Origin of the sequence: Sphaerisporangium sp. NPDC005288, assembly GCF_040607475.1 — a bacterium.
GTDB classification, from domain to species: Bacteria; Actinomycetota; Actinomycetes; order Streptosporangiales; family Streptosporangiaceae; genus Sphaerisporangium; species Sphaerisporangium rhizosphaerae.
In genome coordinates this window covers 1-23,467 of sequence record NZ_JBEXGT010000074.1, presented here as the reverse complement: position 1 = coordinate 23,467, position 23,467 = coordinate 1, and the positions used below count along the sequence as shown (strand labels likewise).

The 23,467-nt window shown below is 70.1% G+C and carries 30 protein-coding genes; 8 read left to right on the top strand and 22 right to left on the bottom strand.

The window, feature by feature from the left end; genetic code table 11:
- Positions 1-539 precede the first annotated feature (539 nt).
- The 10 genes from ABZU32_RS39170 to ABZU32_RS39125 form a co-directional block, all read right to left on the bottom strand.
- Positions 540-857, bottom strand: a complete 318-nt coding sequence (locus tag ABZU32_RS39170) for a hypothetical protein (RefSeq protein WP_354931416.1) — start codon at positions 855-857, stop codon at positions 540-542.
- The gene (locus tag ABZU32_RS39165) at positions 854-1,480 is read right to left on the bottom strand and encodes an AAA family ATPase (RefSeq protein ID WP_354931413.1); all 627 of its coding nucleotides are present in this window, start codon (positions 1,478-1,480) and stop codon (positions 854-856) included. Before ABZU32_RS39165 ends, ABZU32_RS39170 begins: the two co-directional genes overlap by 4 nt.
- 522 nt (positions 1,481-2,002) lie before the next feature.
- On the bottom strand, positions 2,003-2,236 hold the full coding sequence (locus tag ABZU32_RS39160) for a hypothetical protein (protein WP_354931410.1): 234 nt from the start codon (positions 2,234-2,236) through the stop codon (positions 2,003-2,005).
- Positions 2,237-2,447: 211 nt separating this feature from the next.
- Positions 2,448-4,625 carry a hypothetical protein gene (locus tag ABZU32_RS39155; protein WP_354931408.1) on the bottom strand — a complete coding sequence of 726 codons (2,178 nt, stop codon included), beginning with the start codon at positions 4,623-4,625 and terminating at the stop codon, positions 2,448-2,450.
- Positions 4,626-4,745: 120 nt separating this feature from the next.
- Positions 4,746-6,371, bottom strand: a complete 1,626-nt coding sequence (locus ABZU32_RS39150) for a hypothetical protein (protein ID WP_354931405.1) — start codon at positions 6,369-6,371, stop codon at positions 4,746-4,748.
- Complete coding sequence (locus ABZU32_RS39145; RefSeq protein WP_354931402.1) at positions 6,371-6,619, bottom strand: hypothetical protein; 249 nt, start codon at positions 6,617-6,619, stop codon at positions 6,371-6,373. The genes ABZU32_RS39150 and ABZU32_RS39145 overlap by 1 nt, the downstream gene beginning before the upstream one ends.
- Positions 6,616-6,918, bottom strand: a complete 303-nt coding sequence (locus ABZU32_RS39140) for a hypothetical protein (protein WP_354931399.1) — start codon at positions 6,916-6,918, stop codon at positions 6,616-6,618. The genes ABZU32_RS39145 and ABZU32_RS39140 overlap by 4 nt, the downstream gene beginning before the upstream one ends.
- Positions 6,918-7,838, bottom strand: a complete 921-nt coding sequence (locus tag ABZU32_RS39135) for a hypothetical protein (protein WP_354931396.1) — start codon at positions 7,836-7,838, stop codon at positions 6,918-6,920. Before ABZU32_RS39135 ends, ABZU32_RS39140 begins: the two co-directional genes overlap by 1 nt.
- A complete protein-coding gene (locus ABZU32_RS39130; protein WP_354931393.1) occupies positions 7,835-8,059 on the bottom strand; it encodes a hypothetical protein in 225 nt (74 codons plus the stop codon). Before ABZU32_RS39130 ends, ABZU32_RS39135 begins: the two co-directional genes overlap by 4 nt.
- Positions 8,059-8,283 carry a hypothetical protein gene (locus ABZU32_RS39125; protein ID WP_354931390.1) on the bottom strand — a complete coding sequence of 75 codons (225 nt, stop codon included), beginning with the start codon at positions 8,281-8,283 and terminating at the stop codon, positions 8,059-8,061. Before ABZU32_RS39125 ends, ABZU32_RS39130 begins: the two co-directional genes overlap by 1 nt.
- A 180-nt stretch (positions 8,284-8,463) precedes the next feature.
- Here ABZU32_RS39125 and ABZU32_RS39120 point away from each other — a divergent pair, with 180 nt between their 5' ends.
- The 5 genes from ABZU32_RS39120 (at position 8,464) to ABZU32_RS39100 (ending at position 12,366) form a co-directional block, all read left to right on the top strand.
- On the top strand, positions 8,464-9,219 hold the full coding sequence (locus ABZU32_RS39120; RefSeq protein WP_354931386.1) for a GntR family transcriptional regulator: 756 nt from the start codon (positions 8,464-8,466) through the stop codon (positions 9,217-9,219).
- On the top strand, positions 9,220-9,837 hold the full coding sequence (locus tag ABZU32_RS39115; RefSeq protein WP_354931384.1) for a GNAT family N-acetyltransferase: 618 nt from the start codon (positions 9,220-9,222) through the stop codon (positions 9,835-9,837).
- 343 nt (positions 9,838-10,180) lie between these two features.
- On the top strand, positions 10,181-11,530 hold the full coding sequence (locus ABZU32_RS39110; RefSeq protein ID WP_354931382.1) for a hypothetical protein: 1,350 nt from the start codon (positions 10,181-10,183) through the stop codon (positions 11,528-11,530).
- Positions 11,531-11,622: 92 nt separating this feature from the next.
- Positions 11,623-11,823: a hypothetical protein gene (locus ABZU32_RS39105; protein WP_354931380.1), complete on the top strand. Its 201-nt coding sequence runs from the start codon at positions 11,623-11,625 to the stop codon at positions 11,821-11,823.
- A gap of 384 nt (positions 11,824-12,207) precedes the next feature.
- Positions 12,208-12,366 (top strand): hypothetical protein, encoded by a 159-nt coding sequence (locus ABZU32_RS39100; RefSeq protein ID WP_354931378.1) that lies wholly within the window; start codon positions 12,208-12,210, stop codon positions 12,364-12,366.
- Between the two features lie 467 nt (positions 12,367-12,833).
- Here the strand turns inward: ABZU32_RS39100 and ABZU32_RS39095 are convergent, their stop codons facing one another.
- The 11 genes from ABZU32_RS39095 to ABZU32_RS39045 all read right to left on the bottom strand — a co-directional run bounded on the left by ABZU32_RS39095 (position 12,834) and on the right by ABZU32_RS39045 (position 19,316).
- Entirely contained in the window at positions 12,834-12,968 is a 135-nt protein-coding gene (locus ABZU32_RS39095) for a hypothetical protein (protein WP_354931375.1), read from the bottom strand.
- A gap of 410 nt (positions 12,969-13,378) precedes the next feature.
- The gene (locus ABZU32_RS39090; protein ID WP_354931372.1) at positions 13,379-13,696 is read right to left on the bottom strand and encodes a hypothetical protein; all 318 of its coding nucleotides are present in this window, start codon (positions 13,694-13,696) and stop codon (positions 13,379-13,381) included.
- The gene (locus ABZU32_RS39085; RefSeq protein ID WP_354931369.1) at positions 13,693-14,319 is read right to left on the bottom strand and encodes an AAA family ATPase; all 627 of its coding nucleotides are present in this window, start codon (positions 14,317-14,319) and stop codon (positions 13,693-13,695) included. The genes ABZU32_RS39090 and ABZU32_RS39085 overlap by 4 nt, the downstream gene beginning before the upstream one ends.
- 147 nt (positions 14,320-14,466) lie before the next feature.
- Complete coding sequence (locus ABZU32_RS39080; RefSeq protein ID WP_354931366.1) at positions 14,467-14,598, bottom strand: hypothetical protein; 132 nt, start codon at positions 14,596-14,598, stop codon at positions 14,467-14,469.
- 314 nt (positions 14,599-14,912) lie between these two features.
- Positions 14,913-16,904: a hypothetical protein gene (locus ABZU32_RS39075; RefSeq protein WP_354931363.1), complete on the bottom strand. Its 1,992-nt coding sequence runs from the start codon at positions 16,902-16,904 to the stop codon at positions 14,913-14,915.
- 45 nt (positions 16,905-16,949) lie between these two features.
- Positions 16,950-17,315 carry a hypothetical protein gene (locus ABZU32_RS39070; protein WP_354931360.1) on the bottom strand — a complete coding sequence of 122 codons (366 nt, stop codon included), beginning with the start codon at positions 17,313-17,315 and terminating at the stop codon, positions 16,950-16,952.
- Entirely contained in the window at positions 17,308-17,649 is a 342-nt protein-coding gene (locus ABZU32_RS39065) for a hypothetical protein (RefSeq protein WP_354931357.1), read from the bottom strand. The genes ABZU32_RS39070 and ABZU32_RS39065 overlap by 8 nt, the downstream gene beginning before the upstream one ends.
- A 2-nt stretch (positions 17,650-17,651) precedes the next feature.
- Entirely contained in the window at positions 17,652-17,858 is a 207-nt protein-coding gene (locus tag ABZU32_RS39060) for a hypothetical protein (RefSeq protein ID WP_354931354.1), read from the bottom strand.
- Positions 17,855-18,166 carry a hypothetical protein gene (locus ABZU32_RS39055; RefSeq protein ID WP_354931351.1) on the bottom strand — a complete coding sequence of 104 codons (312 nt, stop codon included), beginning with the start codon at positions 18,164-18,166 and terminating at the stop codon, positions 17,855-17,857. Before ABZU32_RS39055 ends, ABZU32_RS39060 begins: the two co-directional genes overlap by 4 nt.
- On the bottom strand, positions 18,166-19,095 hold the full coding sequence (locus tag ABZU32_RS39050; RefSeq protein WP_354931348.1) for a hypothetical protein: 930 nt from the start codon (positions 19,093-19,095) through the stop codon (positions 18,166-18,168). The genes ABZU32_RS39055 and ABZU32_RS39050 overlap by 1 nt, the downstream gene beginning before the upstream one ends.
- Entirely contained in the window at positions 19,095-19,316 is a 222-nt protein-coding gene (locus ABZU32_RS39045; RefSeq protein ID WP_354931345.1) for a hypothetical protein, read from the bottom strand. The genes ABZU32_RS39050 and ABZU32_RS39045 overlap by 1 nt, the downstream gene beginning before the upstream one ends.
- A gap of 169 nt (positions 19,317-19,485) precedes the next feature.
- Here ABZU32_RS39045 and ABZU32_RS39040 point away from each other — a divergent pair, with 169 nt between their 5' ends.
- From ABZU32_RS39040 to ABZU32_RS39030, 3 genes are all read left to right on the top strand, one after another.
- Positions 19,486-20,268 carry a GntR family transcriptional regulator gene (locus tag ABZU32_RS39040; RefSeq protein ID WP_354931342.1) on the top strand — a complete coding sequence of 261 codons (783 nt, stop codon included), beginning with the start codon at positions 19,486-19,488 and terminating at the stop codon, positions 20,266-20,268.
- A 168-nt stretch (positions 20,269-20,436) separates the two neighbouring features.
- A complete protein-coding gene (locus ABZU32_RS39035) occupies positions 20,437-21,786 on the top strand; it encodes a hypothetical protein (RefSeq protein WP_354931339.1) in 1,350 nt (449 codons plus the stop codon).
- Positions 21,787-22,278: 492 nt separating this feature from the next.
- On the top strand, positions 22,279-23,148 hold the full coding sequence (locus ABZU32_RS39030) for a hypothetical protein (protein ID WP_354931336.1): 870 nt from the start codon (positions 22,279-22,281) through the stop codon (positions 23,146-23,148).
- 59 nt (positions 23,149-23,207) lie between these two features.
- Here ABZU32_RS39030 and ABZU32_RS39025 read toward each other — a convergent pair.
- The coding region (locus ABZU32_RS39025) for a hypothetical protein (protein ID WP_354931333.1) at positions 23,208-23,467 on the bottom strand (260 nt) is incomplete at its 5' end.

Genomic DNA, 23,467 nt, shown 5'->3' with positions numbered 1-23,467 from the left:
GCCGAAGAGATGAAGGATCGCGCTCCCCAATCCCGCCAGCGCGGTCACTAAGCCCACGACCGCGGCAAGGCTCACTGTCTGCCGCGGCTGCGGCTTATCCGCCTCGTCTCGCTCCTGGATGTCAACCACTTCGCGCCCCTTTCCACCGGGTTGATCTCATGGCGCGGGGCAGCCTAGGGACGACCAGAGCTAACGTCTCATCACAATTCGCGATGCTTCATGACCTGTGGGTTACCGGACAGAACCTCTGCTCTGACCGGTAAGCCCAAGCCTGTGACCTGCGGAAACATCGGACGGGACATCTGTGAGGCCCGATCGGGTGCCGATTCATTCCCCGATGTCCGATCATCCAGCCTGCCACCGCATGGTCATGCACCTCGACAAGGGGCCGTTGGACGATCGGCAGACTTCGGTTCTCGACGTAGCGGGCGGGGGCCGATCGGCGCCGCGGGACCTCCTACGTCGGCCCCGCGCCAACGGGCACAAGAGTGCAGGTCGGGCGGGGCCGGAATCCAGTAATCCAGCATTCCAGGAGGCAATCAGTCCTGATCTGCCTTGATTTGTGCGGCGACCTCGGCGAGCAGGTCGGGGTCGTCCTGGATCTGATGCAGCAGCGCGCGCCACATCCGCGAGTGCGCCAGGGTCGGAATGTCGGTGACGCGCGCCAGCTCGGCGACGGCGTCCTTCATCCGCTGGTAGTCCTCCGGCGTCAGGTCGATGGTGATGCGGATGGGCTTGGTACGCCGTGCCGAGGTTCCGCGTTCGGGTGTCTGGCCGGTCTCGGCGTCTTTGAGGCGGGCGCCGGCCACGGCCTTGAAGCGGCCGGCGGAGGAGGAGCTGCGCGCGGCGGCGCTCACAGCACCCCGGCCCGGGTCAGGTAGGTCTCGGCGAGCAGGTCGAAGGGGTCGCCGGGCCGGATCTGCGGTTCCACTCCGAAGGCCAGGGCGTAGACCTCGCGACGCGGGATCTGCGGCTGAAGCACGTCGTAGCCCAGTTCGGTGAACGCGTCACGGACGTCGCTGCCGGATCGGGCGCCACCGACCACGCGGTTGAGCAGCACGGCGACCCGGGCCTTTTCGGCGCGGACTTCGGCGACCTCGTCGAGGATGTCGCCCATGCCGGAAGTGCGTTCGACCTCAATCGTGGTCGGGGCCACGGGGATGGTGATCTCGTCCACCCGGCGCAACACGCTGCGGACGATCGCGCCGTGGTCTTCGGCCTGTGGCAGGTCGGCCACCACGATGGTGTCGGGGCCAGCGATCCCGGCGAGCCGCTTGCCGGCGTCCTTCACCGCCAGGCCGTAGACGCCGAAGGGGAACCCCTCGACGGCATCGGACCAGGCGAGCGCGGAGCCGGCCGGGTCACAGTCGGCCAGGGCGACGTCAAGGCCGCGCCGATGCAGGGCGTAAGCCAGCAGTACGGACGTGGTGGTCTTGCCTGTCCCCGGCTTGAGGTTCGCCAGGGCAATGCTCAGTTTCATGGTCCCTTACTGAATCACGGGATCAAGGGATTACGGGAGAAGGCGCGACGACCGAACTAGGTACAGGAATGCCGATTCCCGGAACACCTCGGGGAACGTCGAAGGCCCGCCGGAGGGGCAGGGGCCGGCGGGCCTTCGAGGTGGGATGTGGTCAGTGACGGTGATGTGCGGGACAGGCCAGGATGCGCGTGTCACCCGTCCAGATGCACCCGCATGTCAGGGTGATCAGCGGCTCTGTCACCGGCTCTCCCGCTGGCAGGCGGGGCAGGAGCCGGAGGTGACCACGCCCGGGTGACGCGGGCAGCTCTTCAGCGGAACGGGCGGCTTGCCGGTTTCGTCGGGGTTGCCTTTGCCGCCTCTGGCGCAGGTTGCCATGATGGACCTCCCAGTGATGGGGGCCCCGGGGTGCTGTTCTTGGTCGGATGGACACCCTGGGGCTTTGCCGTCTCCGGGGCCGGTCGGCCCTGGGGAGCTGCTGCTCCGTACACCCGCCCGGCGCCGGCCGGGCGGGCATGCGCAACCTCAGCGCCGGTCGGCGGCCGCGGGGGCGGGGTCGTCTTCCATGGGCAGGCCGCAGGTCTCGCACTGGACTTGGCGTGCCCAGGCCGCGCCGGCGAGCAGGGCGACAGCGCAGGCGACGCCGTAGAACACCGCCATGCCCGAGACGGCGGCGAGGGCCAGGAGCGCGAGCGAGAGCGTGGACAGGGCGGTGAAGGCCGGCGTCAGTCCCAGACGGCGGGCGATGGTGGACGGCATTGGTGGTGTCCTTTCGTGCCGGAGGTGTGGGGGTTGTGAGGGTCTGAAGAGAGGGGGGTGGGCGCTTCAGGGCCTTGAGGGAGGGGGGTGGATGTGCCCCACACACCCCGCACAGCCGGGTGTTTTGCCTGTTCAGATGGGCGTGTGGGGGGCACGTGCGGGTTGTGCGGGGTGTGGGGGGTACACGTGTGCCCCACACACCCCCACACGGCTACGCGGCGGGCCAGTCGGCGACTTCGGCCGGGACCTCGATCTCGCCGCGGGCGATCCGGCCGGCGGCCGCGGTGAGGTCGTCGCGCTCGTAGCCGCGGCCGCGCTGACCGCCTCGGGAGAACGGGTTGGGCAGCGGGGCGACGCCGAGGGGGCGCAGCAGCGCGGCCAGGGCCAGGACGTCGGGCCGGTCGCCGTCGTGGTCTGCGGTGAGGATGCCGAGCGCGGCCGCCAGCTCCTCGCTGTGCAGGCGGGTGGTGCGTGCGGTGTCGAACGCGGCCAGCGCGCGGCGCAGCAGCTCGGGGATCGGCCGGGCCGGGACGGCGGGTTCGACGGGGACGGGGCGGATCTGTTCGGCGTGGAGGCGTTGGCGGGGGAGCAGGTCGGGCCAGTCGGCCGCCGACGTCGCGGCGGGCGGGGTGGCGGGTTTGGTGGTCATGGTGCGCAGGTCGGGCCATGTGGTGGCGTCGGTGCCGCAGGGGACGGCGGACAGGTGGCGCCGCCCGGTCCCTGCGGCGGGAGCCGGGGCGGGGCGGGTGGCGGGCAGCTGCTCGGTGTCGACGTCGACGGCCAGGGTGTCCAGGTCGGTGAACGCGGCGCGCATCCGGTCGTGCCGGGTGGCGTAGGCGGCGCCGGCGATTTGGCGGGCGGCCTCGTCCAGTTCGGGGCGGATGCGGGCGACGGCCGTCGCGGCGTCGACCACGTCGCCGGGCTGCATGTAGTAGGCGCGGAACGGGCGGGGCCGCCCTTGGCCGGCCATGACGAATCCGCAGCCAGGGCCGGGCAGATCCTCGGTGCTGATGCCCCGGTGCCAGCCGAACAGGAACGACAGTTCTTCCTCGTCCTGGACGAACATGCCGACCCGTACGCCGCTCTGCTTTTTGACGTTCGGGGCGATCATGTCGCCGGTCGCGCGGAGCGCGCTGACGATGACGTTGCAGGCCTCGTTGCGGCCGATGCGCTGGAGTTCCTCCAGGGCCTCGCGCAGCTGCCGCAGCACCGGGTCACGGTTGGCCGGGGCCATGGTCTCCCCGCCCTCGTCCAGGACGATGACGATCTCGGGCAGGTCCGGGCTCACCGGCATGAGGGAGACGTTCTGGCGGATCTTCAGCGCCCGCGTCGACCGCTTGCGGTCTTTGGCGATCGCCACAGCCGTCTGTGCGATCAGCAGGGCCTCGGCGGGGGTGGCTGCGGCCCAGTCGACCGCCGGGCGGGGGGAGTCCCCTTCGAGCCAGGGGTGTAGCCAGGCCTGGGACATGCCGCCGCCGTTGAGGTCGATGTGCCACACCAGTGCGTCCCGGCACAGCCCGATCTCGGCGGTCAGGACGTGCAAGATGTTGGTCTTGCCTGACCCCTTCTGGCCGATGACCAGCCCAGAGGGCTCGCGTAGCAGCACCTCGGCGCGGTCGCTGTTGCGGAACTCCCCCAGCGCCGCGGGGTCCAGGATGGAGCGGGGCCGGTAGTCGGCCGGGTAGTCGATGTCCTCGGCCAGGCGGTTGACGGTGGCCACGCGCAGCACGACCGCGCCGCGGTGCGCGCCGGGGCCGACCTCGACGCCGCAGCCGGTGGGCAGGCGGGCGTCGGTGGCCAGGGCGTCGGCAGCGGTCGCCAGCTGCGCGCGGGTCGACCCGGCGCCGGGCAGCTCCACGTGGACGTCATAGCCGCACCGGGTGGGCCAGGTCGTCACGCCGGTCACGGTCGCCCGGATGCGGCACACCCGGTGGATGCGCCGCTCCCAGTCCTCGCCGATCTTCGCGGTCCGGCCGAGCACCAGGGCCCGGCCGCTGCTCGCGGCGCGGGACTTGCGCGAGCTGGTGCGGCCGAGCGGGGACATGATGCCGGCGGTGAGCGCGCCCAGGCCCAGGCTGACCCACGCGGTCTGTGTCCACAGCCCGGCGGCCAGGGTGTAGGTCAGCCAGCCCCCGGCGCCCAGCCAGCAGCCCAGCCGGTACAGCAGGGCGGCGGGCGGGTGGGCCAGGTGGGCGGAGCGCACGACGGTGGCCACCGCGCCGGCGGCTGTGGCCGCCCCGCCCCACAGCGGGCTGATGGTGGCCACGTCGCCGGCGACCGCGACGGCGGCCAGGGCGAGCGCGCCCTGAGCGGTCCCCGACACCGGGCCGCGCGGCGTCAGCGACCAATCCACCCGGCGGGCGGGTGCCTTTGCCTTGCTGGTGGCCATCGATATCTCCTGGTTCGCGTCGATGCAGGTGGGGGTTCGGGTCGGTTCCGCCCGGCGTCCCGGCCGGCCAGGGGCCGGGGCGCCGTACGCAGCCTCACCCGAGGCGAGCGCGGGGGCGGGTCAGACGTTCCAGGCCTGTTCGTTGGTGCGCGGCGCTTCCTCGCGTTTGAGGTCTTCGGCGTGGACGGTGCGGAACAGCGGGCCGATCTCCTCGGCCATCGCCACCAGCTGGCTGTGCGCGGCGTACAGCTGCCCCAGCGCCTCGATCACGGCCGGGTCGATCGGGTACTCGCCCTGAAGCCGCACGGTGTAGGTGCGCAGGGCCATCCCGACGTTGGCGGGGATCTCCACCAGCTGGTCTAGCTCGCGGGCGACCTGCCACATGTCGGCCGGGGCGTGCGCGGCGGCCACCGCGTTCAGCTCTGCCGCAGCGGCGGCAAGCGGGTTGGCACTCATCGGACGGGACCTCCTGGTGTCAGCGGATGGATCGGTGTCGCGCGAACGGCGCTGGTCAGAGCCGGTCGACGCTGTGGTGTTCGTGGCCTGCTTGGGCGGCTCGGGGTACTGGCGGAAGAACCGGATGCGGAACCCGCAGTCGCAGGTGACCGTGACCTCGTCGGCGTCGGCCGCCAGCGTCGCGGTGTGGGTGGCGCCGCATCGCGGGCACTGAGCGGTGGCGGTGATGGCCGGCTGACCGGTCTTGCCGGTGCTGCTGTCGGTGCTGTCGCCCGGCGCCGCGCCGGCACTCTCGGCGGCCTGCCCCGTCTCGGTCTCGGTCTTGGGCGCGGCTTTGCGGGTCTTGCGGCGCCGCCACGCTTTGGCCAGCACCGCCACCAGGGCCAGCAGCGGGCCGGTCACCACTCCGTGCCAGCCCAGCACCGCCGCAGCGCGACGACGACGGCCCCGGAAAGACTGGTCCTTGCCGGTCGTGGCGGCCCGGTAGGCGGCACTCACGCGGCGGCCGGTCGCGCGGTCTGCCCACGCCCCCGCCTTGCGCACCGCGCCCGCAGCCGCGCGCCCCGCGGCGTGCGCAGCCCGCCCGGCCCGGCCGCCGGTCTTGCCATCGGCCCAGGCCGCCGCCCGCCGGGCACCCGCCGCACCAGCACGGGCCACCCCAGCGGCACGCGCGGCGGCGCGGCCGAAGTTGCGAGCGCTCGCCCCTGCCCGGTCCGTCGTGGTCCGCCCCCGGCGGCTCGTCGACCCCGCGGCCGCGGTGCTCTTGGCGGCCCGGCCGGTCCCGCCCGGCGCGGCGGCGGCCCGGCCACCCGGGCGCGAGGAGCGGCCGCCGGCCGATCCACCGAACCCGAACCCGCCGGACCGCGACGCGCGGCCCGAGCGTCCCTCGCTGCGCAGCGCGCCAAGCAGCCCGTCACCCGAGCGGCCCGAGCGGCGGCCGGCGGCACGACCGGGGCGGCCGTCTTCCCAGCTGGTGCCCCACGTGCGGCCCTGACGCTGCCGCACCCGGCGGCGCACGACGGCCACGGCGCCCGCCCCGGCCAGCACTCCGCCCCCGATCAGGCCCGGCAGGCCGACGAGCTGGTACAGGGTGCCCAGGAGCACCGACGACGCTGACACGCCCCCGGCGGCCAGATGCGCCACCGGGATACCGCCCCGCGGCTCGTCGTGGTCCTCCTGGTCGTGCTCGGCGTCCTCGTCGGTGTCCACCGCGGCTGCGGGGATGATCCTGCCCTCGATCGGCTCGGCCTCCGCGGCGGTCTCGAAGACCTCGGTCGTGTTCTCGCTCATCAGGCACCTCGCGACGCCCGGCGGGGCCGGGACTCGGCAACGGACTCAGACAGGGCGATGACCACAGCGCGGCGGGCAGCGGAGACGACCGGCACCATCGACAGGCCGGCCACCACCCCGGCCAGCCACGCCGCCACCGAAGCGGGCAGCGCGGTCAGGCTCAGCAGCCACCAGGCCAGCGCTGACAGCACCACGCCACCAACCGCGGCGTCGCGCACCCGGGCCGGACGGACCGGACGGCGGCTCACCGCGCCACCTCGAACAGCGCCACCTGGTGCTCGCACAACCTGCACGACTCCCACGCCCGCCGGTCATGCCGCTTGGAGTCGCGGCACTGCTGGCCGGCCGGGACCTTCGGCAGGCCCGCGACGTGTTCGTTCAGGTCCCACTCGGCCAGGTGCCGCGCGGCGTGCTCGTCCCCACGGGTCCCGCACGGGCAGGTCAGCCGGTAGGTCTTGCCGACCGCGTCGGCGCCGCGCTCGATCTTCGGGCGGTGCCGCACCGGCGCCGGGGTCGACGGCGGGGCGGTCTTCTTGGCGCGGGCCATCACGCACCCGCCAGCTCGTCGCGGACGGCGCGGGCGTCGTCCATCCCGCACCGCAGCGCCCGCTGGATCCGGGTGGCGCTCGGGCTCTGCGGCAGCTCCCCGGCGTCGATCAGCTCACGGACCCGAGCCACCAGAGCGGCGTTTGCCCTGTACGTAGGGCCAGTAGGGGCACCGGACGGCAGCACCGCCAGCACCGACCACAGCGTCGGCAGCGTCCACACCGCCACCACGGCGGCGACCGGACCCAGGCTGTGCACGATCAGCGGCAGCACATCGAGCGCGACCAGTCCCGCGAAGGCCGGCCAGCAGTTGAGCACCAGCGTCAGCCCCAGCAGCAGGGTCTCTGTCCAGAACAGCCGCTTGCCGGCCGGGCTCTTGCGGTCGACCACCCGGCCGCGCATCGCCGAGTACGCCTGGACGCCGACCGTCGCCAGCAGCGGCAGCGACAGCGCGGGCTCCACCCCGAACGCCGCCCACCAGGTCGGCGAACCCTCGCCCAGGGCTAGGCCCTCGGCGACCGAGTGCTGTACGCCGATCGAGCTGACGGCCAAGGCGATGCACGCGGCGGTCATCGTCATCACCGTGGTGACCCGGCGCACCCGCGCGTCCCGGTAGGCCAGCGCCGCCGGGTCCTGCGTCAACTCGTGCAGCCGGGCGGCCTCGATGACCCGGGCCCGCCGCTTGCGCACCTTGTCGGTGTCCAGCAGCAGCGGCGCCTCATCCTCCTGAAGCGCCAGCAGCCGGTGAGCCTCAGCCACCCGCACGCGCAAAGCGCGCACTCGCTTGGTTTCGCCCTCCTCCTGGTCGACGCCGGCGACGTTCGACGCTGGGGCGTGGCCGGCCACGAACAGCTCTAGCTCGGCCAGGCCCCGCGCGACGTCGTCCGGCTCAGGGGCAGGGACGGGAGTGGTGTTGCTCATTGGCCGGCCACCGCCTCGATGACGGGCAGGACGTTGGGCTCGACGGAGAAGAACAGAACGTTGCCGTTCGCGAACTCCGGCGGGCACTGGCTCCGGGCCCACATGTAGACCTCGGTGCGAGTGGCGCCAGCGGCGACCACGAAGGTCCGCGCGATCGTGACCTGGCGAGCGCCGCCGGGAGCGGGGGCGGACATTGTCAGCAGGACGAAGAGCTGCGTCATCAGACGCTCACCGCCCCGGCGAACTCCTCGCCGGCCTCAGCCAGCAGATCGTCCAGGATGTCCGCGGCCGCTTCACGGCGGGCGAGCATCTCGTCCCAGTTCTCGCCCGGCAGGATCAGGGCCCGCAGCTCGGGCTCCATGTGGGACAGGGCGTAGGCCAGGGGCGCCACACGGATCGGGGGATGAGGCTGCCGAGGCAACGACAGCGGGATGATGGAAGACATCGGGCACCAGCTCCTATCTGGTTGTCCGCTGTGGCCTTCGGTGGTGACGCACCGAAGGCCACTTTTGTGTTGCGGGGAGGTTGATCGTTCTCCCTTCTGTCACTACTGTAGGTACAGAATGTTGGACGGTCAACGCTTTGTTGGAACTGTCCCTACAGAAGTCGCGCGAGAGAGGGACCCATGGCAGATACGCCGCTTTGGGAGGGGCTCTACCTTGAGCTCCGACGTCAGATCGAGAGCGGGGATCTTGCGCCGGGCGCCCCAGTCCCTCGGGAACTCCAACTCGCCGACCAACACTCGCTCAGCCGTACGACAGTGCGTCAGGCTCTGGCGAAGCTTCAAGCGGACGGCCTGATTACGCGGGGCCAGGGACGACTAGGACGAACGGTCAGGGAGCAGCGACCACTTGAGTGGAACCTGGTCCGGTTCGAGCGGGGGGAGCGACGCGATGATGCGGCTACCGGCATGGATGACTGGGCTGCGGCCGTCGCGGAACAGGGGCGTACTCCTCGGCAAGAAGTACGGGTGACGATCGAGGCACCGCCGGCGGACGTGTGTATGGCCTTAGAGCTTGCCGATGGCGAGATGGCGGTCAGGAGAGCGCGGATCCGGTATGTCGACAACGTGCCTTACCAGCTCTCCACGAGTTGGTTCCCGGAGAACCTCGCGCGCGACACCGTCCTTATGCAGCAGGCTGATGTGGCTGTACCCGGCGGCATCCTGCGGCACATCGGCTCTCCGCAGGTAGCAATCAGAGACCGGATCATCATCCGTATGCCGTCCCCGGCCGAGGCCGATCAACTCGACATCCCCAATGGCACTCCGGTCGGCGAGCACCAGCGCACGGGATACGGCGAAGACGGTCAGCCTGTGCGCTACATGGTCACCGTCTTCGCTGGTGACAAGCACTTTCTTGTCTACGAACTGGAGATCTAGATGCTGGTCCGCGAAGCCACGGGCGCCGATGTTGACGACGTGGTGGCACTGCGCATCGAGTCGGAGCGTTGGCTGCATGCGGCGGGGGTCAGACAGTGGACCGACCGAGAGCGCGGCATACGGATCATCCGCGACCGCATCGCCGCTGGTGGCACCTATTTGGTGGTGGACGATGACCGCGCCGTCGTGGCATCACTGACCCTTGACCACCCGGACCTTGATTTCTGGACCAAGGATGACGAGCCAGACGCCGCCCTCTACCTGTACAAATTCATGATCACAGGCCGGTATCGGGGAACCGGACTCGGCGACGAGTTACTTGATTGGGCTTGCGCACAGGCTCAGAGCCAGGGGAAGCGCTGGGTGCGTCTCGACTGCTGGCGCGACAACCTCGATCTTCAGCAGTACTACCTAGACCGCGGATTCGCCCATGTCCGGACGATGGTCGTCGAGGGACGAGACTCCGGCGCGCTCTTCCAAAGGCCGGCCACGCTCCGACTCGCCAAGTCTCGATACTTCTCAGCGGTCGTGGTTGAGGCTGGCGTGAGCCTTCCCAGATCGGCGAGGTTGGGCACCACGCCTACGGCGGCGCTCCGCGACGTTGAGCCTGGTCCGTGATAGAAACCGGCGGTCCAAGGATCTGACAGCAAAGAACCGGAAGTACAGACAAACAGAAACCGGCGGCCCTGGAACCTCCACAGCAAGGCACCAGGACCGCCGGTCAGCCGCTCAACCCGCCCAGGTCGCCAAACTCGTCCGGGTTGAGCTTCCTTCCACGGAGGCCAACAACGTGGCTCTGCCCGTTGCATCAACGGTAACCCAGACTGCCGACAGGACAGATAGCGACCGGCTCTCGAAGCGGTCCGCGTCGGTGGCGGTCTACCCGTCGGGGCATATCCGGATGCCCTCTGAACTGTTGCGATCGCCCGTACATGGCGGTCTTGCAGTCGCTGTGTGGGCGATGTACGAGACGCTGATGCCGCGCGCTCTGGGTGGGGGCCGTGCGCCCAGCCGGGCCCGGCGGGTGTGGGTGGCCGACGCGCTGGGGGTCACTGAGAGAGGCCTGGATGCGGCGCGCCGGGAGCTGCTGGCCGCAGGCGAGCACGGGCCGTGGCTGTCGCGGTCGGCGCCCCGGGGCGCCAAACGCTCGGTGCTGCATCTGGCGTTGCAGGTGCCCTCACAGACCGGGGGCACCTATGCCGCGGTGCCGGCCTGGACCCTGGCGCTGGTGCGCGGCGGCCGCCACCGGCCCGAGGGCACCATCAGCCCGGACGCCTGGCGGCTGTACGCGCTGGGGGAGCTGACGCGCCGTCAGCGTGACGCCTTTGAGGCGTCGGTGCGATTCCTCGCCGGACTGCTGGACGTGTCTGCCGATACCGCGCGTCGGCGAGTGATGGAGCTGGAGGCCGCCGGGCTGTGGCGGGTTGCCGAACGGCCCGGCGCCGCGCTGCTCATTCGCCCCACGCTGACCCCGCAGCAGGCCGAGGCGACGGCATCGGCCTACGCCGAGTACGGCCGCGCCAGCACCGCCGACCCCTCGCAACCAGACGCACTCACCCCTCGCAACCAGACGCACTCACCCCTCGCAACCAGACGCACTCCATTGGAGTCAGCACCTTTTGAGTCTGTGTCTCAGGAGTCAACAGATGCACCTCCCGCCGTAGGCGCCCTACAGGTGGGTGGCACCGACGCGTGGCCGGCTGACGCCGGGAGGCGCAAAAAGTCGGCAGCAAAGGGGAGGGCCACGCCGCGGCGGCCGCGGCCGCGAGCGGTGGATCGGCGAGCCGCCGAGTTGTACCGAGCGCTCCCCCCCGAGCTGACCGCTCGCATCCCCGAGCACGGCCGCCGCCGGGTAGTCGAGGTCTTGGCCGGCGAGCTTGCCGAGCGCTCGCCCGCCGAGCTTGCCGAGCGCATCGCCGCCCGCGCCGAGCATTGGCGCTACCGGCTCGCCGAGGTGACCGAGCCGGTAGCCGTGGCCATCACCATCGCCCGCCGCGGCTATGACTGCGTGGATGTGCGGTGCGAGGACCACGTGCGCCTGGACACCGGTCAGCCGTGCGGGGCGTGCGCCGAGACCGCCCGGCAGATCACCGAGCGGCGCCTAGCGGCTTCAGAGCCCCCTGTGATCCACGATCAGCCTCCGGCAGGCCCGAAGTCACCCGCCAGCGGCTCTCACGCCCCCACAGGGCCGCTCAGCGCTCCACCGCCCCCGCCGGTCGTGCCCTGCCCGAGCGGCCGGCATCTCAACGCCAGGCACCGGCCCGATGGGGAGTGCGCCGGATGCTGGGCCGACCGCATCGCCATCGAATGACCACGACCCACCTGCCTTTACTTCGTAAATCACGCCACCCGGCGGACCGCCCTCAACGGACCAATCGACGCCGAAGCCAAAGGACGCACGCCGTGAGCTACACCGCCGCCCAGATCCGCGACATGGTGACGCACATCGAGGGGTGCGCCGAGTGCTGCGGCGACGATGAGGAGATGCGCGCCGCGCTCTACGACGAGTCGTTGCCGCCGGCCGAACTCGAGGACTACATCCGGATGACCCACAGCCAGGAGTGGGCCGCGTGGATGGCCGCCAACCAGCAGCCGGGCGGATAACCGGCCAGACCCCGCACGCTGCCCCGCTTCGGCTCCCGGCCGAGGCGGGGTTTTCGTCGCTCAACGTGGCCCGTTCCGCGGAGCAAGTTAGTGGCTAAGTCCGACTTACGGCCTGCTCGGCACTCGGGTGTGGTAGCCGACCCCGGCCCGGCGCGAGCGCCAGGGCGACGCCGACGAGTGCGCGATGTACCTATGCATCTCAATCCACGGGCCCACGTCCACGACCCCCGACCAAGATCCAATGAGAATTATCTTTACGTCTTCAAGGGCGGCCGTACGGCCGCCCGGCGGTTGCCGAAAGACGCGCGCGACGTCTTCGCCGGCCTCGCGAACATTGACGAAGGCGTTGCCGAAAGACTTCGGGCCGGGGGTAGGTCCCGGGACATGAGCAAGACACCGATGGACAAGGACGCCGCCGCCCGCATCCAGTCCGCAGCGGCCACGGACCCCGACAGCCCGAGCGCTCAGGACGGATGGGATCGCCGGGCCCAGTCGATCGCCGATCAGCGCGAGCACGAGCGCCAGGGCGACGAAGACGACTGAGCGGATTGCCGAATTGTGCTTATAGGTATCAAGGGGCGGCGGCCGGCGGCCGCGCGGCCGGGCCGCGCGCCCTTGCGGCCAGCCGGCCGGGCATGCGGCTCTTCGGCCGGTCCCGGCCGGCGCCGCCGGGCGCGCTCCCGCCGACCGGGACAGGGCCGCCGCCCGAGCGCCTGGAGCACATTGCCGAAAGACTCAGACCTCTCTAGCGCCCGGCCGATCTCTAGCGGCCGGCCCTGCTAGACCTAGCACCCCCGCTAGCACCCGATCATGGCCACGGCCAGGCATCTAGCGGCTAGCACCCGATCTCACCAGACCCCGCAAACGCCCCTGGACGGCTCTGCGGCCCGCGCCCCTCTAGACCGCTAGGCCCCAGCCCGCAGCCGTTCCGCGCCCTCTAGGGCGGCCTCTAGGTCTAGAGGGGCCAGCCTCTAGACCTAGAAGCGCCAGGCGCGCGCCCGCGTCCTGTCTCAGCCGCCGAAGAGATGAAGGATCGCGCTCCCCAATCCCGCCAGCGCGGTCACTAAGCCCACGACCGCGGCAAGGCTCACTGTCTGCCGCGGCTGCGGCTTATCCGCCTCGTCTCGCTCCTGGATGTCAACCACTTCGCGCCCCTTTCCACCGGGTTGATCTCATGGCGCGGGGCAGCCTAGGGACGACTGGAGCTAACGTCTCATCACAATTCGCGATGCTTCATGACCTGTGGGTTACCGGACAGAATCCGAACTCTGACCGGTAAGCGCACGTCTCTGACCTGCGGAAACATCGGACAGGGCACCTGCGAGGCCCGATCGGGTGCCGATTCGTTCCCTGATGTCCGATCATCCAGCCTGCCACCGCATGGTCATGCACGCCGACAAGGGGCCGTTGGACGATCGGCAGACTTCGGTTCTCGGCGTAGCGGGCGGGGGCCGATCGGCGCCGCGGGACCTCCTACGTCGGCCCCGCGCCAATGGGCACAAGAGTGCAGGTCGGGCGGGGCCGGAATCCAGTAATCCAGCATTTCAGGATGGTGTCAGTCCTGATCGGCCTTGATGTGCGCGGCGACCTCGGCGAGCAGGTCGGGGTCGTCCTGGATCTGATGCAGCAGTGCGCGCCACATCCGCGAGTGCGCCAGGGTCGGGATGTCGGTGAGGCGCGCCAGCTCGGAGACGGCGTCCTTCATCCGCTGGTAGTCCTCCGGCGTCAGATCGATCGTGATGCGGATGGGCTTGGTACGCCGTGCCGAGGTTCCGCGTTCGGGCGCCTGGCCGGTCTCGGCGTCCTTGCGACGGGCGCCGGCCACGGCCTTGAAGCGGCCGGCGGAGGAGGAACTGCGCGCGGCGGCGCTCACAGCAGCCCGGCCCGGGTCAGGTAGGTCTCGGCGAGCAGGTCGAAGGGGTCGCCGGGCCGGATCTGCGGTTCTACTCCGAAGGCCAGGGCGTAGACCTCGCGGCGCGGGATCTGCGACTGAAGCACGTCGTAGCCCAGTTCGGTGAACGCGTCACGGACGTCGCTGCCCGATCGAGCGCCACCGACCACGCGGTTGAGAAGCACGGCGACCCGGGCCTTTTCGGCGCGGACTTCGGCGACCTCGTCGAGGATGTCGCCCATGCCGGAGGTGCGTTCGACCTCGATCGTGGTCGGGGCGACGGGGATGGTGATCTCGTCCACCCGGCGCAACACGCTGCGGACGATCGCGCCGTGGTCTTCGGCCTGCGGCAGGTCGGCCACCACGATGGTGTCGGGCCCGGCGATCCCGGCGAGCCGCTTGCCGGCGTCCTTCACCGCCAGGCCGTAGACGCCGAAGGGGAACCCCTCGACGGCATCAGACCAGGCGAGCGCGGAGCCGGCCGGGTCGCAGTCGGCCAGGGCGACGTCAAGGCCGCGCCGATGCAGGGCGTAGGCCAGCAGTACGGACGTGGTGGTCTTGCCTGTCCCTGGCTTGAGGTTCGCCAGGGCGATGCTCAGTTTCATGGTCCCTTACTGAATCACGGGATCAAGGGATTACGGGAGAAGGCGCGACGACCGAACTAGGTACAGGAATGTCGATTCCCGGAAGACGGCGAAGGCCCCGCCGGAGGAGATCCGGCGAGGCCTTCGAGATGCGCTGGCGACGTGGTGTTACCGGCTCTCCCGCTGGCAGGCGGGGCAGGAGCCGGAGGTGACCACGCCGGGGTGACGCGGGCAGCTCTTCAGCGGCACGGTGGGGGTGTCGTCGGGGTTGCCTTTGCCGCCTCTGGCACGGGTTGCCATGATGGGTCCTCCCAGTGATGGGGCCCCGGAACGTGATCTTTGGTCGGAGAGCGTTCCGGGGTTTTTGGTGTCCCGGGCCGGTCGGCTCCGGGTGTCACACGGGGTGTCACGGCCGTTTGGCTGTGGTGTCACGCCGCGTGGTTTGTGGGGGTTTGTCGGGTGTCACGGGGGCTGTCACGCGGGGGTGTCACGGGGTGTCACAGGGGGTCTGACCTGTAGTCCCTGTCTGTCACGGCCTGCTGTGACACCCCGACCCCTGTCACGCGCGCTGCTCCGCGATGGAGGCGCGTGCGCGCGGCCACGGATGATCTTGCTTAGACGCCCGCGAGGACGCGGAGGCGGTATGGCTGGTCGGCCTTGTCGTCGTACTCCAGGACGCCCGACTGGACATCGGCCTTGAGGTACTTCTGGACCGTCGCGCGGGCCAGGCCGACCTCCTTGATCAGGTGGCCGAGGTCGCGGGGCGCGAACGGCCGGCCATCGGCGAACGCCTGGAGCGCCTTGTCGTAGGCGGCCCGAGCGATCTCCGGCGCCATGCGCTCGCCCTTGCCGAGCGGCACGTCCGGCACGTCGACCAGTTCGGCGTCAGGGCTGACGGGGTTGGCCGCGTCGTGCGCGTCCAGCTCGGGGTCCGGCTTGAGGTAGTTGCTCGTCACGTCGTTGTCCTCCGTCGCGTCCTGGGGGCGGCGCTCGTCGGCGGCGGCCGGGGTGGCGAGCTTGGCGACCAGCTTCGCCGTGGCCTTGTCCACCGGGCGGGCCGACGCCGGGTAAGCCGCACAGTGCGCCCGGAAGTTGGCCACCCGCTCGTCGTTGGTGCCGCCCCAGTCGAACCACCGCTGGGGCATCGCGATCCGGTCGGGAGTGACGCCGCGGGTGTCGGCGTAGGCCATGGCGGGCTCCCGGTCGCGCCACTGCTCGGGGCGGGCGCCAGCCTTCTCCTGTGCGTCGGTCAGACCCCACCCGGCGTCATGGCTGCTCTCGACGCCGAAGCACACCTTCCCGCCGCCCTGACCCTTGACGATGGTCGGCATCTGCGTGGAGTCGGCCCGCTGGAGCGACCACACGAACCCTCCGCCGGCCGAGCGCAGCATCCGGGCCAGGTTGACGAACTCCGCCATGTCGATGTGCTCGAACACATCGGCGGCCTCCTCCAGGTGAACGAGCAGGTAGGAGTACCCGCAGCCCTCCTGCCAGGCGATCAGGCCGTCCTTGCCGAAGTCGGCCAGGCGCTCCTCGGCCCAGGCCGGCAGCCACTCCTTGAAGAGGCGGCGGGCGGTGTCCTTCTTGGTGACCGCGCCGTGCAGCGCCGGGCGGGCCGGGCCGACCGTCTGCTCTCCCTTGGTGATGTCCACCACGATCAGCGCGCCGTCCTCGCGGGTGACGAACTCCCCCCACAGGCCCCAGGCGCCCGCCGTGGTCTTGGCCGCGCCGGTCATGCCCATGATCTGCAGGTGCGAACCGATCAGCTCCAGGAAGAACGGCGTGCCGTCCTGGAACAGCGCGACGCGGAACGGCCGCGCGACGCTCCCGCCGATCGCGGACGGGCCGGGCCAGGCGATCGGGTTCTCCAGGACCAGAGGGTTGGTCAGCGTGACCGTCGGCTGGCCGGCGTTGTGCCGGTTCGGCGTCGCGGTGAGGCTCCCCATCGGCAGGCCGTGTTCCGCCTCGATCCCGGGCAGCGCCTTCTGCAGGTCCTCGGCGGTGTCGCCGCCGGCGAGCTGCACCGTGCCCTGAATCGCGGTCGGGCCGACCTTGACGTTCCTGACAGCCTCGACCTCGACGCGCTCCTGGCCGTCGGTGAACAGCCGCTTGAACAGGGCACCCGCGCCGCCGTTGACGGCGTACATCGTGCCGTCGGGGTCGATCTTCGGGCGGATGATGTTCCGCACGTTCCACAGCGCGCAGAGCGTGCCGCCCGCCCAGATCCACAGGTCGATCGTCGGCCGGGTCATCGGGCCGGTGATGGTCGCGGCGAGCAGGTAGCCCGAGGCCGCTGCGGCGGTGCCCGTGGACTGGGCACGCCCCAGGACGTGACGCCACCGGGACACCAGCCAGGTTGCGGCGGTCACCACGCCACCGGAGACGGTGAGGCCGGCCGCCGCCCACGGGCTTCCGCCCCACAGCTCGTGCAGGGCGTAGGCGGGGATGGTCAGGCCCGCGCCGAGGGCCCAGGGCACGGTGTGCGGGGCCGCCGCCGCCACGCCCTTCGCGATCATCGCGCTGAGGATGCCGTTGCCCTTGTACGTGACCACGCCACCCTCACGCGCGGCGGCCATTTCCGCCTTGGTCGCGGTCTTGCTTCCCATCTTCGTTCTCCGTTCGGCTCGTGCGAGGTGGGGCCCCGTGGCTGGTCAGTTGTCGAAGTCGAACGTCTTCTTGGGGTCCTTGTGGTTCTGCAGCAGCGGCGCGAACTGGATCTGGAAGTCGTGCCAGAGCCGGACCATCTCCACCGACACCCCGCGCTGGAGGTCCGCGGCACGGTGGGCACGCTGGGCGATGCGGCGGGCTCGCCACTTCACGTCCATCCCCATGAGCGCGATGTTGCCCTGGCCGGTCGCGGCCAGGATGGCCTCGATCTCCAGGGCCGCCATCTCCAGCTCGGTCCCGAAGTCGCGCGACAGGCGCCGGGCCTCCTCGGTGTACCTCTTGAGCGCCGTCGTGGAGGTCAGCTCGATCGACTGAAGCTCGGGAATGCGGGTGCTCTTGTTCTCAGCCATTGGTGGTCTCCTTGGAGGCGACGGAGGTACGTCGGGCGAGGATCTGGGAGGCGACCCAGTGCAGGGGCGGCCAGCCGAGGCGGGCGCCCATGAGATCGACCAGGTTGACCAGGACGGGCCAGCCGACGATCAGGGCGCAGAACAGCACGAACGGGCTCCAGCCGAGCACCAGCCCGACCGGGATGCACATCACCATCAGGACCGGGACGGCGATGGTGCTGATCAGCAGCGTCGGCCGCAGGGCTTCGCGGAACGCCTCCCAGCCGCTGCGCTTGGTCGCGGGCTTGGGGTCCAGGTCCGTGATCACGTAGACCACCTTCGGTTCGTCGGTCATGGTCAGCGCCTTCCGGTGCGGACGGTGAGAGCCAGAGCAGCGGCGGCCCCGGACACCCAGTAGGCGAAGGCATCGGGGGCGACGGTGAACCGATCGAGCGCGACGTACACGCCCCAGGACGCGAGCACGGCCAAGACCAGCCGGCCGACCGTCTTCTCGCCGCCGGCCGATCTGACACGGGTGCGGGTGGTGCCGGGCTTGCTGCTCATGCGCCCACCTCGGCCACCTCGAACAGGGGCATCTGGTGCTCGCACAGCCCGCACGGCTCCCACGCCCGCCGGTCGTGCCGCTTGGGGTCGCGGCACTGCTGGGCGGCCGGGACCTTCGGCAGGCCCGCGACGTGCTTGTTCAGGTCCCACTCGGCCAGGTGACGCGCGGCGTGCTCGTCCCCGCGGGTCCCGCACGGGCAGGTCAGCCGGTAGGTCTTGCCGACCGCGTCAACGCCCCGCTCGATCCGCGGGCGATGCCGCACCGGGGCCGGGGTCGACGGCGGGGCGGTCTTCTTCGCGCGGGCCATCACGCGCCACCCGCCAGCTCGTCACGGATGGCGCGGGCGTCGTCCATCCCGCACCGCAGCGTCCGCTGAATCCGGGTGGCGCTCGGGCTCTGCGGTAGTTCTCCGGCGTCGATGAGCGCGCGGACGCGGGCCAGCAGGGCGGCGTTTGCCCTGTACGTAGGGCCAGTAGGGGCACCGGAGGGGAGCACCGCCAGCACCGACCACAGCGTCGGCAGCGTCCACACCGCCACCACCGCGGCGACCGGACCGAGGCTGTGCACGATCAGCGGCAGCACGTCGAGCGTGACCAGTCCGGCGAAGGCCGGCCAGCAGTTGAGCACCAGCGTCAGCCCCAGCAGCAGGGTCTCGGTCCAAAACAGTCGCTTGCCGGCCGGGCTCTTGCGGTCGACCACCCGGCCGCGCATCGCGCTGTATGCCTGGACACCGACCGTCGCCAGCAGCGGCAGCGACAGCGCGGGCTCCACCCCGAACGCCGCCCACCAGGTCGGCGAACCCTCGCCCAGGGCCAGGCCCTCGGCGACCGAGTGCTGTACACCGATGGAGCTGACGGCCAAGGCGATGCACGCGGCGGTCATCGTCATCACCGTGGTGACCCGGCGCACCCGCGCGTCCCGGTAGGCCAGTGCCGCCGGGTCCTGCGTCAACTCGTGCAGCCGGGCGGCCTCGATGACCCGGGCCCGCCGCTTGCGCACCTTGTCGGTGTCGATGAGAAGCGGCGCGTCGTCGGCCTGCAGCTCGATGATGCGGTGGGACTCGGCGACCTGCTCGCGCATCTTCCGGACGCGCTTGGTCTCCCCCAGCAGCCCGCCGTCCTCGATGACGGCCGGGGCAGACGCCGGCGGCCGGTGGCCGGCCACGTAACGCTCGATCTCGGCCAGGCCCCGGGCGACGTCGTCCGGCTCAGGGGCACCGATAGGTGTGGCGGTCATCAGGCGCTCACTGCCTCAGCGAACTCCTCGCCGGCCTCAGCCAGCAGATCGTCCAGGATGTCCGCGGCCGCCTCACGGCGGGCGAGCATCTCGTCCCACGACTCGCCCGGCAGGATCAGCTCCCGCAGCTCGGGCTCCATGCGGGTCAGCGCGTAGGCCAGGGAAGCCACGCGGAGCGGGGGATGGGGCTGCCGATGCAACGACAGCGGGATGATGGACATGGGCCAGCTCCCTTGCAGGTGGATGGTCCGAACCGCGGCCTCCGGTGTGCCATCACCGGAGGCCGTTTTGTGCTTTCAATCCCGGTACTCATTCGTTATGTGTACCGGGACTCATACTGAGCCCTCCCCCTCATTTCGTCAACAGTCCCGGTACTGTACGGTGTTGATCGTGAGCGCGAAGTACCGAGAGATTGCCGAAGACCTGCGACGGCGCATCAATGCCGGGGAGTGGGTGCCGGGCACAACACTCCCCGGCTACACCGGCTTGACTGCTGAATACGAGGTGGGGCGCGGAGTCATCGGCGACGCTCTCGCGGAACTGGAGGCTGAGGGGTTGATCTCCGTGGTCAAGCGCCGCGGGATCATCGTGCGAGAGCGCGGATCGCGGCGCCGAGTCCAGCGCGGTGCAGTCGTCGTCCGAGATCCAGCCAGGGGCTACGTAATGCCCGCCGCAGCAGCACCGGATGAGCCGTGGCAAGTTCACGGCAGACCACGACGCGAGGTTCTGCCCATCACCGAACGCGCGGCCGAGCTACTTGGGCTGGGGCCTGGTACCCCCGTCCTCCGTCGGCGGCGAGTGACTTCCCCCACCGGAGAGCCGCCGTTTCAGCTCGTGGACACCTGGATTCACCCACGAGGTGTGACGGACGCTCCACAGGTCGGAGAACGTGATACGGGCCCGGGCGGCTACCTCGATCGCCTCGAAGATGCAGGCCATGGACCTATTTCCTGGATTGAGTACACCCGTGTGCGGATGCCTCTGCCTGAGGAGGCGCGCCATTTGGAGATGCCGACCGCAATGCCCATCTTCGAGATAGCCCGTGTCGGTACGTCCGCGCGGACGGAGATGCCGATCGAGGTCACGATCTGCGTGATCCCAGGTGACCGCGCTGAGATGGTGTCGCCGTTGCGCCGGGCGCGCTCCGCGCAATGGCCGCGTGACGCGACCTGACCTGCAAGGCTGCATGTCAGTAGAAAGCAAGAAGCCGGGAGCGCCAACTCCCGGCCTCTGAAGTCCTTCGCCCCGCTAAGAGAAAGAACTTGCTCTGTTGAGCCTACATAACGATGCCGACAACCGGCCACATCGTCCCACGAATGCCCTGGTGAGCGGGGGTGTCCGATGAGGAAGCGCAGCGGCCGTCAGCCTAGGTTCGCGGCGGTTCCGAACGAGACCGTCGACGACGCCACCCATCTTGATCTCACTGCCCTGGGGCTGCTGACCGTGCTGCTACGTCACCGAGACGGTTGGGACGTGACGCTCGCCGACGTTGGCAAGCGCTACGGCTACGGAGAGGACGCCCTGGCGGCGGCCATGGGGTTGCTCCAGGTCGCCCAGTACGTCCTCAAGGTGAGAGTCATGGACGCTCGCGGCCTGTGGTCGACCGAGGTCGTGGTGTACGACACGCCGGCCAGCGACGAGGAGGCCGCCGACCTCCTGGCCGCAATAGTTCTCGAACCTGGTGTGCGTCAGGCCCAGCTCATCCGACCCACCCAAACCGCGATAGATCGTGCGGCCAAGCGCCAAGCCAAGCTCGGGCGGTCCCGCACTCACCGACTCCGGGAATTCCCGGAGTCGGTGACGACCTGCGAAAACACCGAGAAACTGCAGGTCGTCACCGACTCGGGGGTTAACCGGGACTCGGTTAACCCCCGAGTCTTTAAGAAGACGATCAGTAAGAAGACTAAGAAGACGAAGCCACCTCTCGCCGTAGGCGATGTACCCGACGTACCGCGTGAGGCTGGCGCGGCTGACGCCGAGAGGTCGAGAGACCCGGGCGGGGAACTGCCCTCGAGGCCGGAGGGCACTGCCGTCGACGAGGAGGGCCAAGAGCACACGGCCGTCAACGACGGCGAGGGGCGCACCGATGCTGAACGAGAGCGGTTGGCGTCGATGGTGCTGGCGGCGGTCGGCGTGGTGGCCAGCCTTCCAACCGAGCTGCTGGGTGCAATGAGCGAAGCCGACCGTGACCGGGTGGTGCGCGCTGTGGAACGCGAACTGGAGTACCGGGCACCGGCGGAGCTCGCCGCCCGGATCCGGCGCCGCCTGTCGCATTGGCGTGGACACCAGGTACGCCGCCCGGTCGCGGTCGCGCTGACCGTCATCAAGCGCGGCTATGACTGCCCACGCCCGGACTGCGAGGAGCACATGCTGCCGTCCGGTCATCCTTGTGGGGCGTGCGGGGAGATCGGCCGACAGATCACTGAGATACGCCAGTCTGCCTCAGACGGCCCGGAGATAGGCGATCTCCCCTCGCCGAGCCCCAAGACGCCCGGCGAAGACTCTCGGGGCCGCATAGGGCCGCTCAGCGCGTCGTCGGCGCCTCCCTCGATCACCGAACGCGGTATCGTCCCGCTGCCTCAGCGAACCCCTACCGAGCCCCCCGCCGGGTATCGCGCTGCCCGCGTAGCTCTGAAGGGGAGGACGGCCGGGGTCACGGCAGGGAGTGGGCCGGACGCCTTTACTTCGTAAACCACAGCGGGCAGGAGTGCTTACGCCGAGCAGCATGAAGGCCGTCATCGAGTTGATGACGGCCTTCATCAGGCTCTTCTGGAGGGGACCCGTGCCGGCGGACAAACCAGCAGGAGAAAGGCCCCTGTACCCCGTCGGCTGAAGCCTCTTCTCCTGAGGACGACCTCACAACGCGGCACCCACACCGGGCCAGAAGAGCCCTGACCCCACAACCTCACGCTGGCCGTCCCCCGGGGGCACAACCCGAGAGAGTTAACGCGCAAGGTCTTGAAGCTGTCTTTACCATAGCAGGGAGCGGGGCGGCGGTGACACCACACTGACAGGACATTAAGCGGACACAGACCTACGCTTGTACCGTGCAAGACCGGCTTGTGGCGGAGGCGAGTCCCACCCTCGAGCCCCGGTTAACCCCTACGCTTGGACCCGTGAGTAAGATACCTAGTATTACTTCTCCTTACTAGGAGGATACTCGTAGACACGGAGATGCCCCCGGTGCAAGCGACGCAGGATTCCCCCACCCCCGCCGACGACCGCCCGGACACCGCCTCGCCGGAGTCCCTGGAAACCGCGGCCAGAGCTGCCCGCCGGGCCCGTAAGCGCGCTCAGATTCGCCTCGGCTTCATCGCACGAAACGACCCGGCTGGCCCTCCTCCCCCACTAGCCCGAATGATCCGCGGCGGCCGCGGAGGCAAGGTCCGGCTCAAGCTCCTGCTCACCTACCTGTGGATGCAGACCGACGACCGCGGTGTCACCCTGGCTCGTCCCGCCCAACTCTGGGCCCGCCTACTCGACCTCGAACAGCCTGAGACCGCCGGCGCCCGGCGCATCACCGAAGCCCAGCAGTGGCTGGTGAAGAACAACTTCATCAAGATCAAATCCAACCCCGGCCACGCCAACGCCGTCACCGTCTTGAACGAGACCGCCGACGGAACCCCCTGGGTCGCCCCTGGCGCCGCCGCCAAGGCCCTGAGCAACACCACAGAAGCCGCCAAGCACTACTACGCCCAAATTCCCGCCACCCTGTGGACCAACGGCTACATCCAGCTCCTCAGCGGAGCCGGCCTGAGCATGTTCCTCATCCTGCTCGAGCGGTACGCCCTCACCCGAGCGCCCGAACCGCCCCCGGTCTGGATGAGCCCGAAGTACTTCAAAGACAGCTTCGCCCTCAGCCAGGACACTCGCGCCGCCGGCATGAAGGAACTCGAGGACTTCAACCTCGTCACCATTGAGCGCAAGCCCGTTGACCCTCAAGACTTCGACCTCGAACGCTTCCGCAACGTCTACACGCTGCACCTCTCCCAACTCGATCAACCCGCCGACCGAAACGCCTTGTTCTCGATCTTCAACACACTCACGAAGTGAGACAACATCCAGGGTCAGGCACTCCGAACCATGATCGAATGCAAATTTTCTCTACTACTTCAAGGGCGGCCGGGCGGCCGCCCGGCGGTTGCCGAAAGAATCCCGGCGCCGTCGTGGCCCCAGCCGATCGCGAGGACCGGAACGAGCACGAGGACCGGAACGAGCACGAGCGCCAGGGCGACGAGCATGCCCGAGCGGATTGCCGAATTGTTCTTATAGGTATCAAGGGGCGGCGGCCGACCGGCCGCGCGGCCGGGCCGCGCGCCCTTGCGGCCAGCCGGACCGGGCATGCGGCTCTTCGGCCGGTCCCGGCCGGCGC

Coding starts and splice junctions, on each gene's coding strand:
- ABZU32_RS39130 (WP_354931393.1), bottom strand. CDS start 8,059: ATGACGCAGCTCTTCGTCCTGCTGACAATGTCCGCCCCCGCTCCCGGC.
- ABZU32_RS39110 (WP_354931382.1), top strand. CDS start 10,181: ATGTACGAGACGCTGATGCCGCGCGCTCTGGGTGGGGGCCGTGCGCCC.
- ABZU32_RS39035 (WP_354931339.1), top strand. CDS start 20,437: ATGAGGAAGCGCAGCGGCCGTCAGCCTAGGTTCGCGGCGGTTCCGAAC.
- ABZU32_RS39160 (WP_354931410.1), bottom strand. CDS start 2,236: ATGCCGTCCACCATCGCCCGCCGTCTGGGACTGACGCCGGCCTTCACC.
- ABZU32_RS39140 (WP_354931399.1), bottom strand. CDS start 6,918: ATGGCCCGCGCCAAGAAGACCGCCCCGCCGTCGACCCCGGCGCCGGTG.
- ABZU32_RS39075 (WP_354931363.1), bottom strand. CDS start 16,904: ATGGGAAGCAAGACCGCGACCAAGGCGGAAATGGCCGCCGCGCGTGAG.
- ABZU32_RS39120 (WP_354931386.1), top strand. CDS start 8,464: ATGGCAGATACGCCGCTTTGGGAGGGGCTCTACCTTGAGCTCCGACGT.
- ABZU32_RS39115 (WP_354931384.1), top strand. CDS start 9,220: ATGCTGGTCCGCGAAGCCACGGGCGCCGATGTTGACGACGTGGTGGCA.
- ABZU32_RS39060 (WP_354931354.1), bottom strand. CDS start 17,858: ATGAGCAGCAAGCCCGGCACCACCCGCACCCGTGTCAGATCGGCCGGC.
- ABZU32_RS39165 (WP_354931413.1), bottom strand. CDS start 1,480: ATGAAACTGAGCATTGCCCTGGCGAACCTCAAGCCGGGGACAGGCAAG.
- ABZU32_RS39070 (WP_354931360.1), bottom strand. CDS start 17,315: ATGGCTGAGAACAAGAGCACCCGCATTCCCGAGCTTCAGTCGATCGAG.
- ABZU32_RS39050 (WP_354931348.1), bottom strand. CDS start 19,095: ATGACCGCCACACCTATCGGTGCCCCTGAGCCGGACGACGTCGCCCGG.
- ABZU32_RS39055 (WP_354931351.1), bottom strand. CDS start 18,166: ATGGCCCGCGCGAAGAAGACCGCCCCGCCGTCGACCCCGGCCCCGGTG.
- ABZU32_RS39085 (WP_354931369.1), bottom strand. CDS start 14,319: ATGAAACTGAGCATCGCCCTGGCGAACCTCAAGCCAGGGACAGGCAAG.
- ABZU32_RS39155 (WP_354931408.1), bottom strand. CDS start 4,625: ATGGCCACCAGCAAGGCAAAGGCACCCGCCCGCCGGGTGGATTGGTCG.
- ABZU32_RS39100 (WP_354931378.1), top strand. CDS start 12,208: ATGAGCAAGACACCGATGGACAAGGACGCCGCCGCCCGCATCCAGTCC.
- ABZU32_RS39065 (WP_354931357.1), bottom strand. CDS start 17,649: ATGACCGACGAACCGAAGGTGGTCTACGTGATCACGGACCTGGACCCC.
- ABZU32_RS39125 (WP_354931390.1), bottom strand. CDS start 8,283: ATGTCTTCCATCATCCCGCTGTCGTTGCCTCGGCAGCCTCATCCCCCG.
- ABZU32_RS39045 (WP_354931345.1), bottom strand. CDS start 19,316: ATGTCCATCATCCCGCTGTCGTTGCATCGGCAGCCCCATCCCCCGCTC.
- ABZU32_RS39150 (WP_354931405.1), bottom strand. CDS start 6,371: ATGAGCGAGAACACGACCGAGGTCTTCGAGACCGCCGCGGAGGCCGAG.
- ABZU32_RS39080 (WP_354931366.1), bottom strand. CDS start 14,598: ATGGCAACCCGTGCCAGAGGCGGCAAAGGCAACCCCGACGACACCCCC.
- ABZU32_RS39135 (WP_354931396.1), bottom strand. CDS start 7,838: ATGAGCAACACCACTCCCGTCCCTGCCCCTGAGCCGGACGACGTCGCG.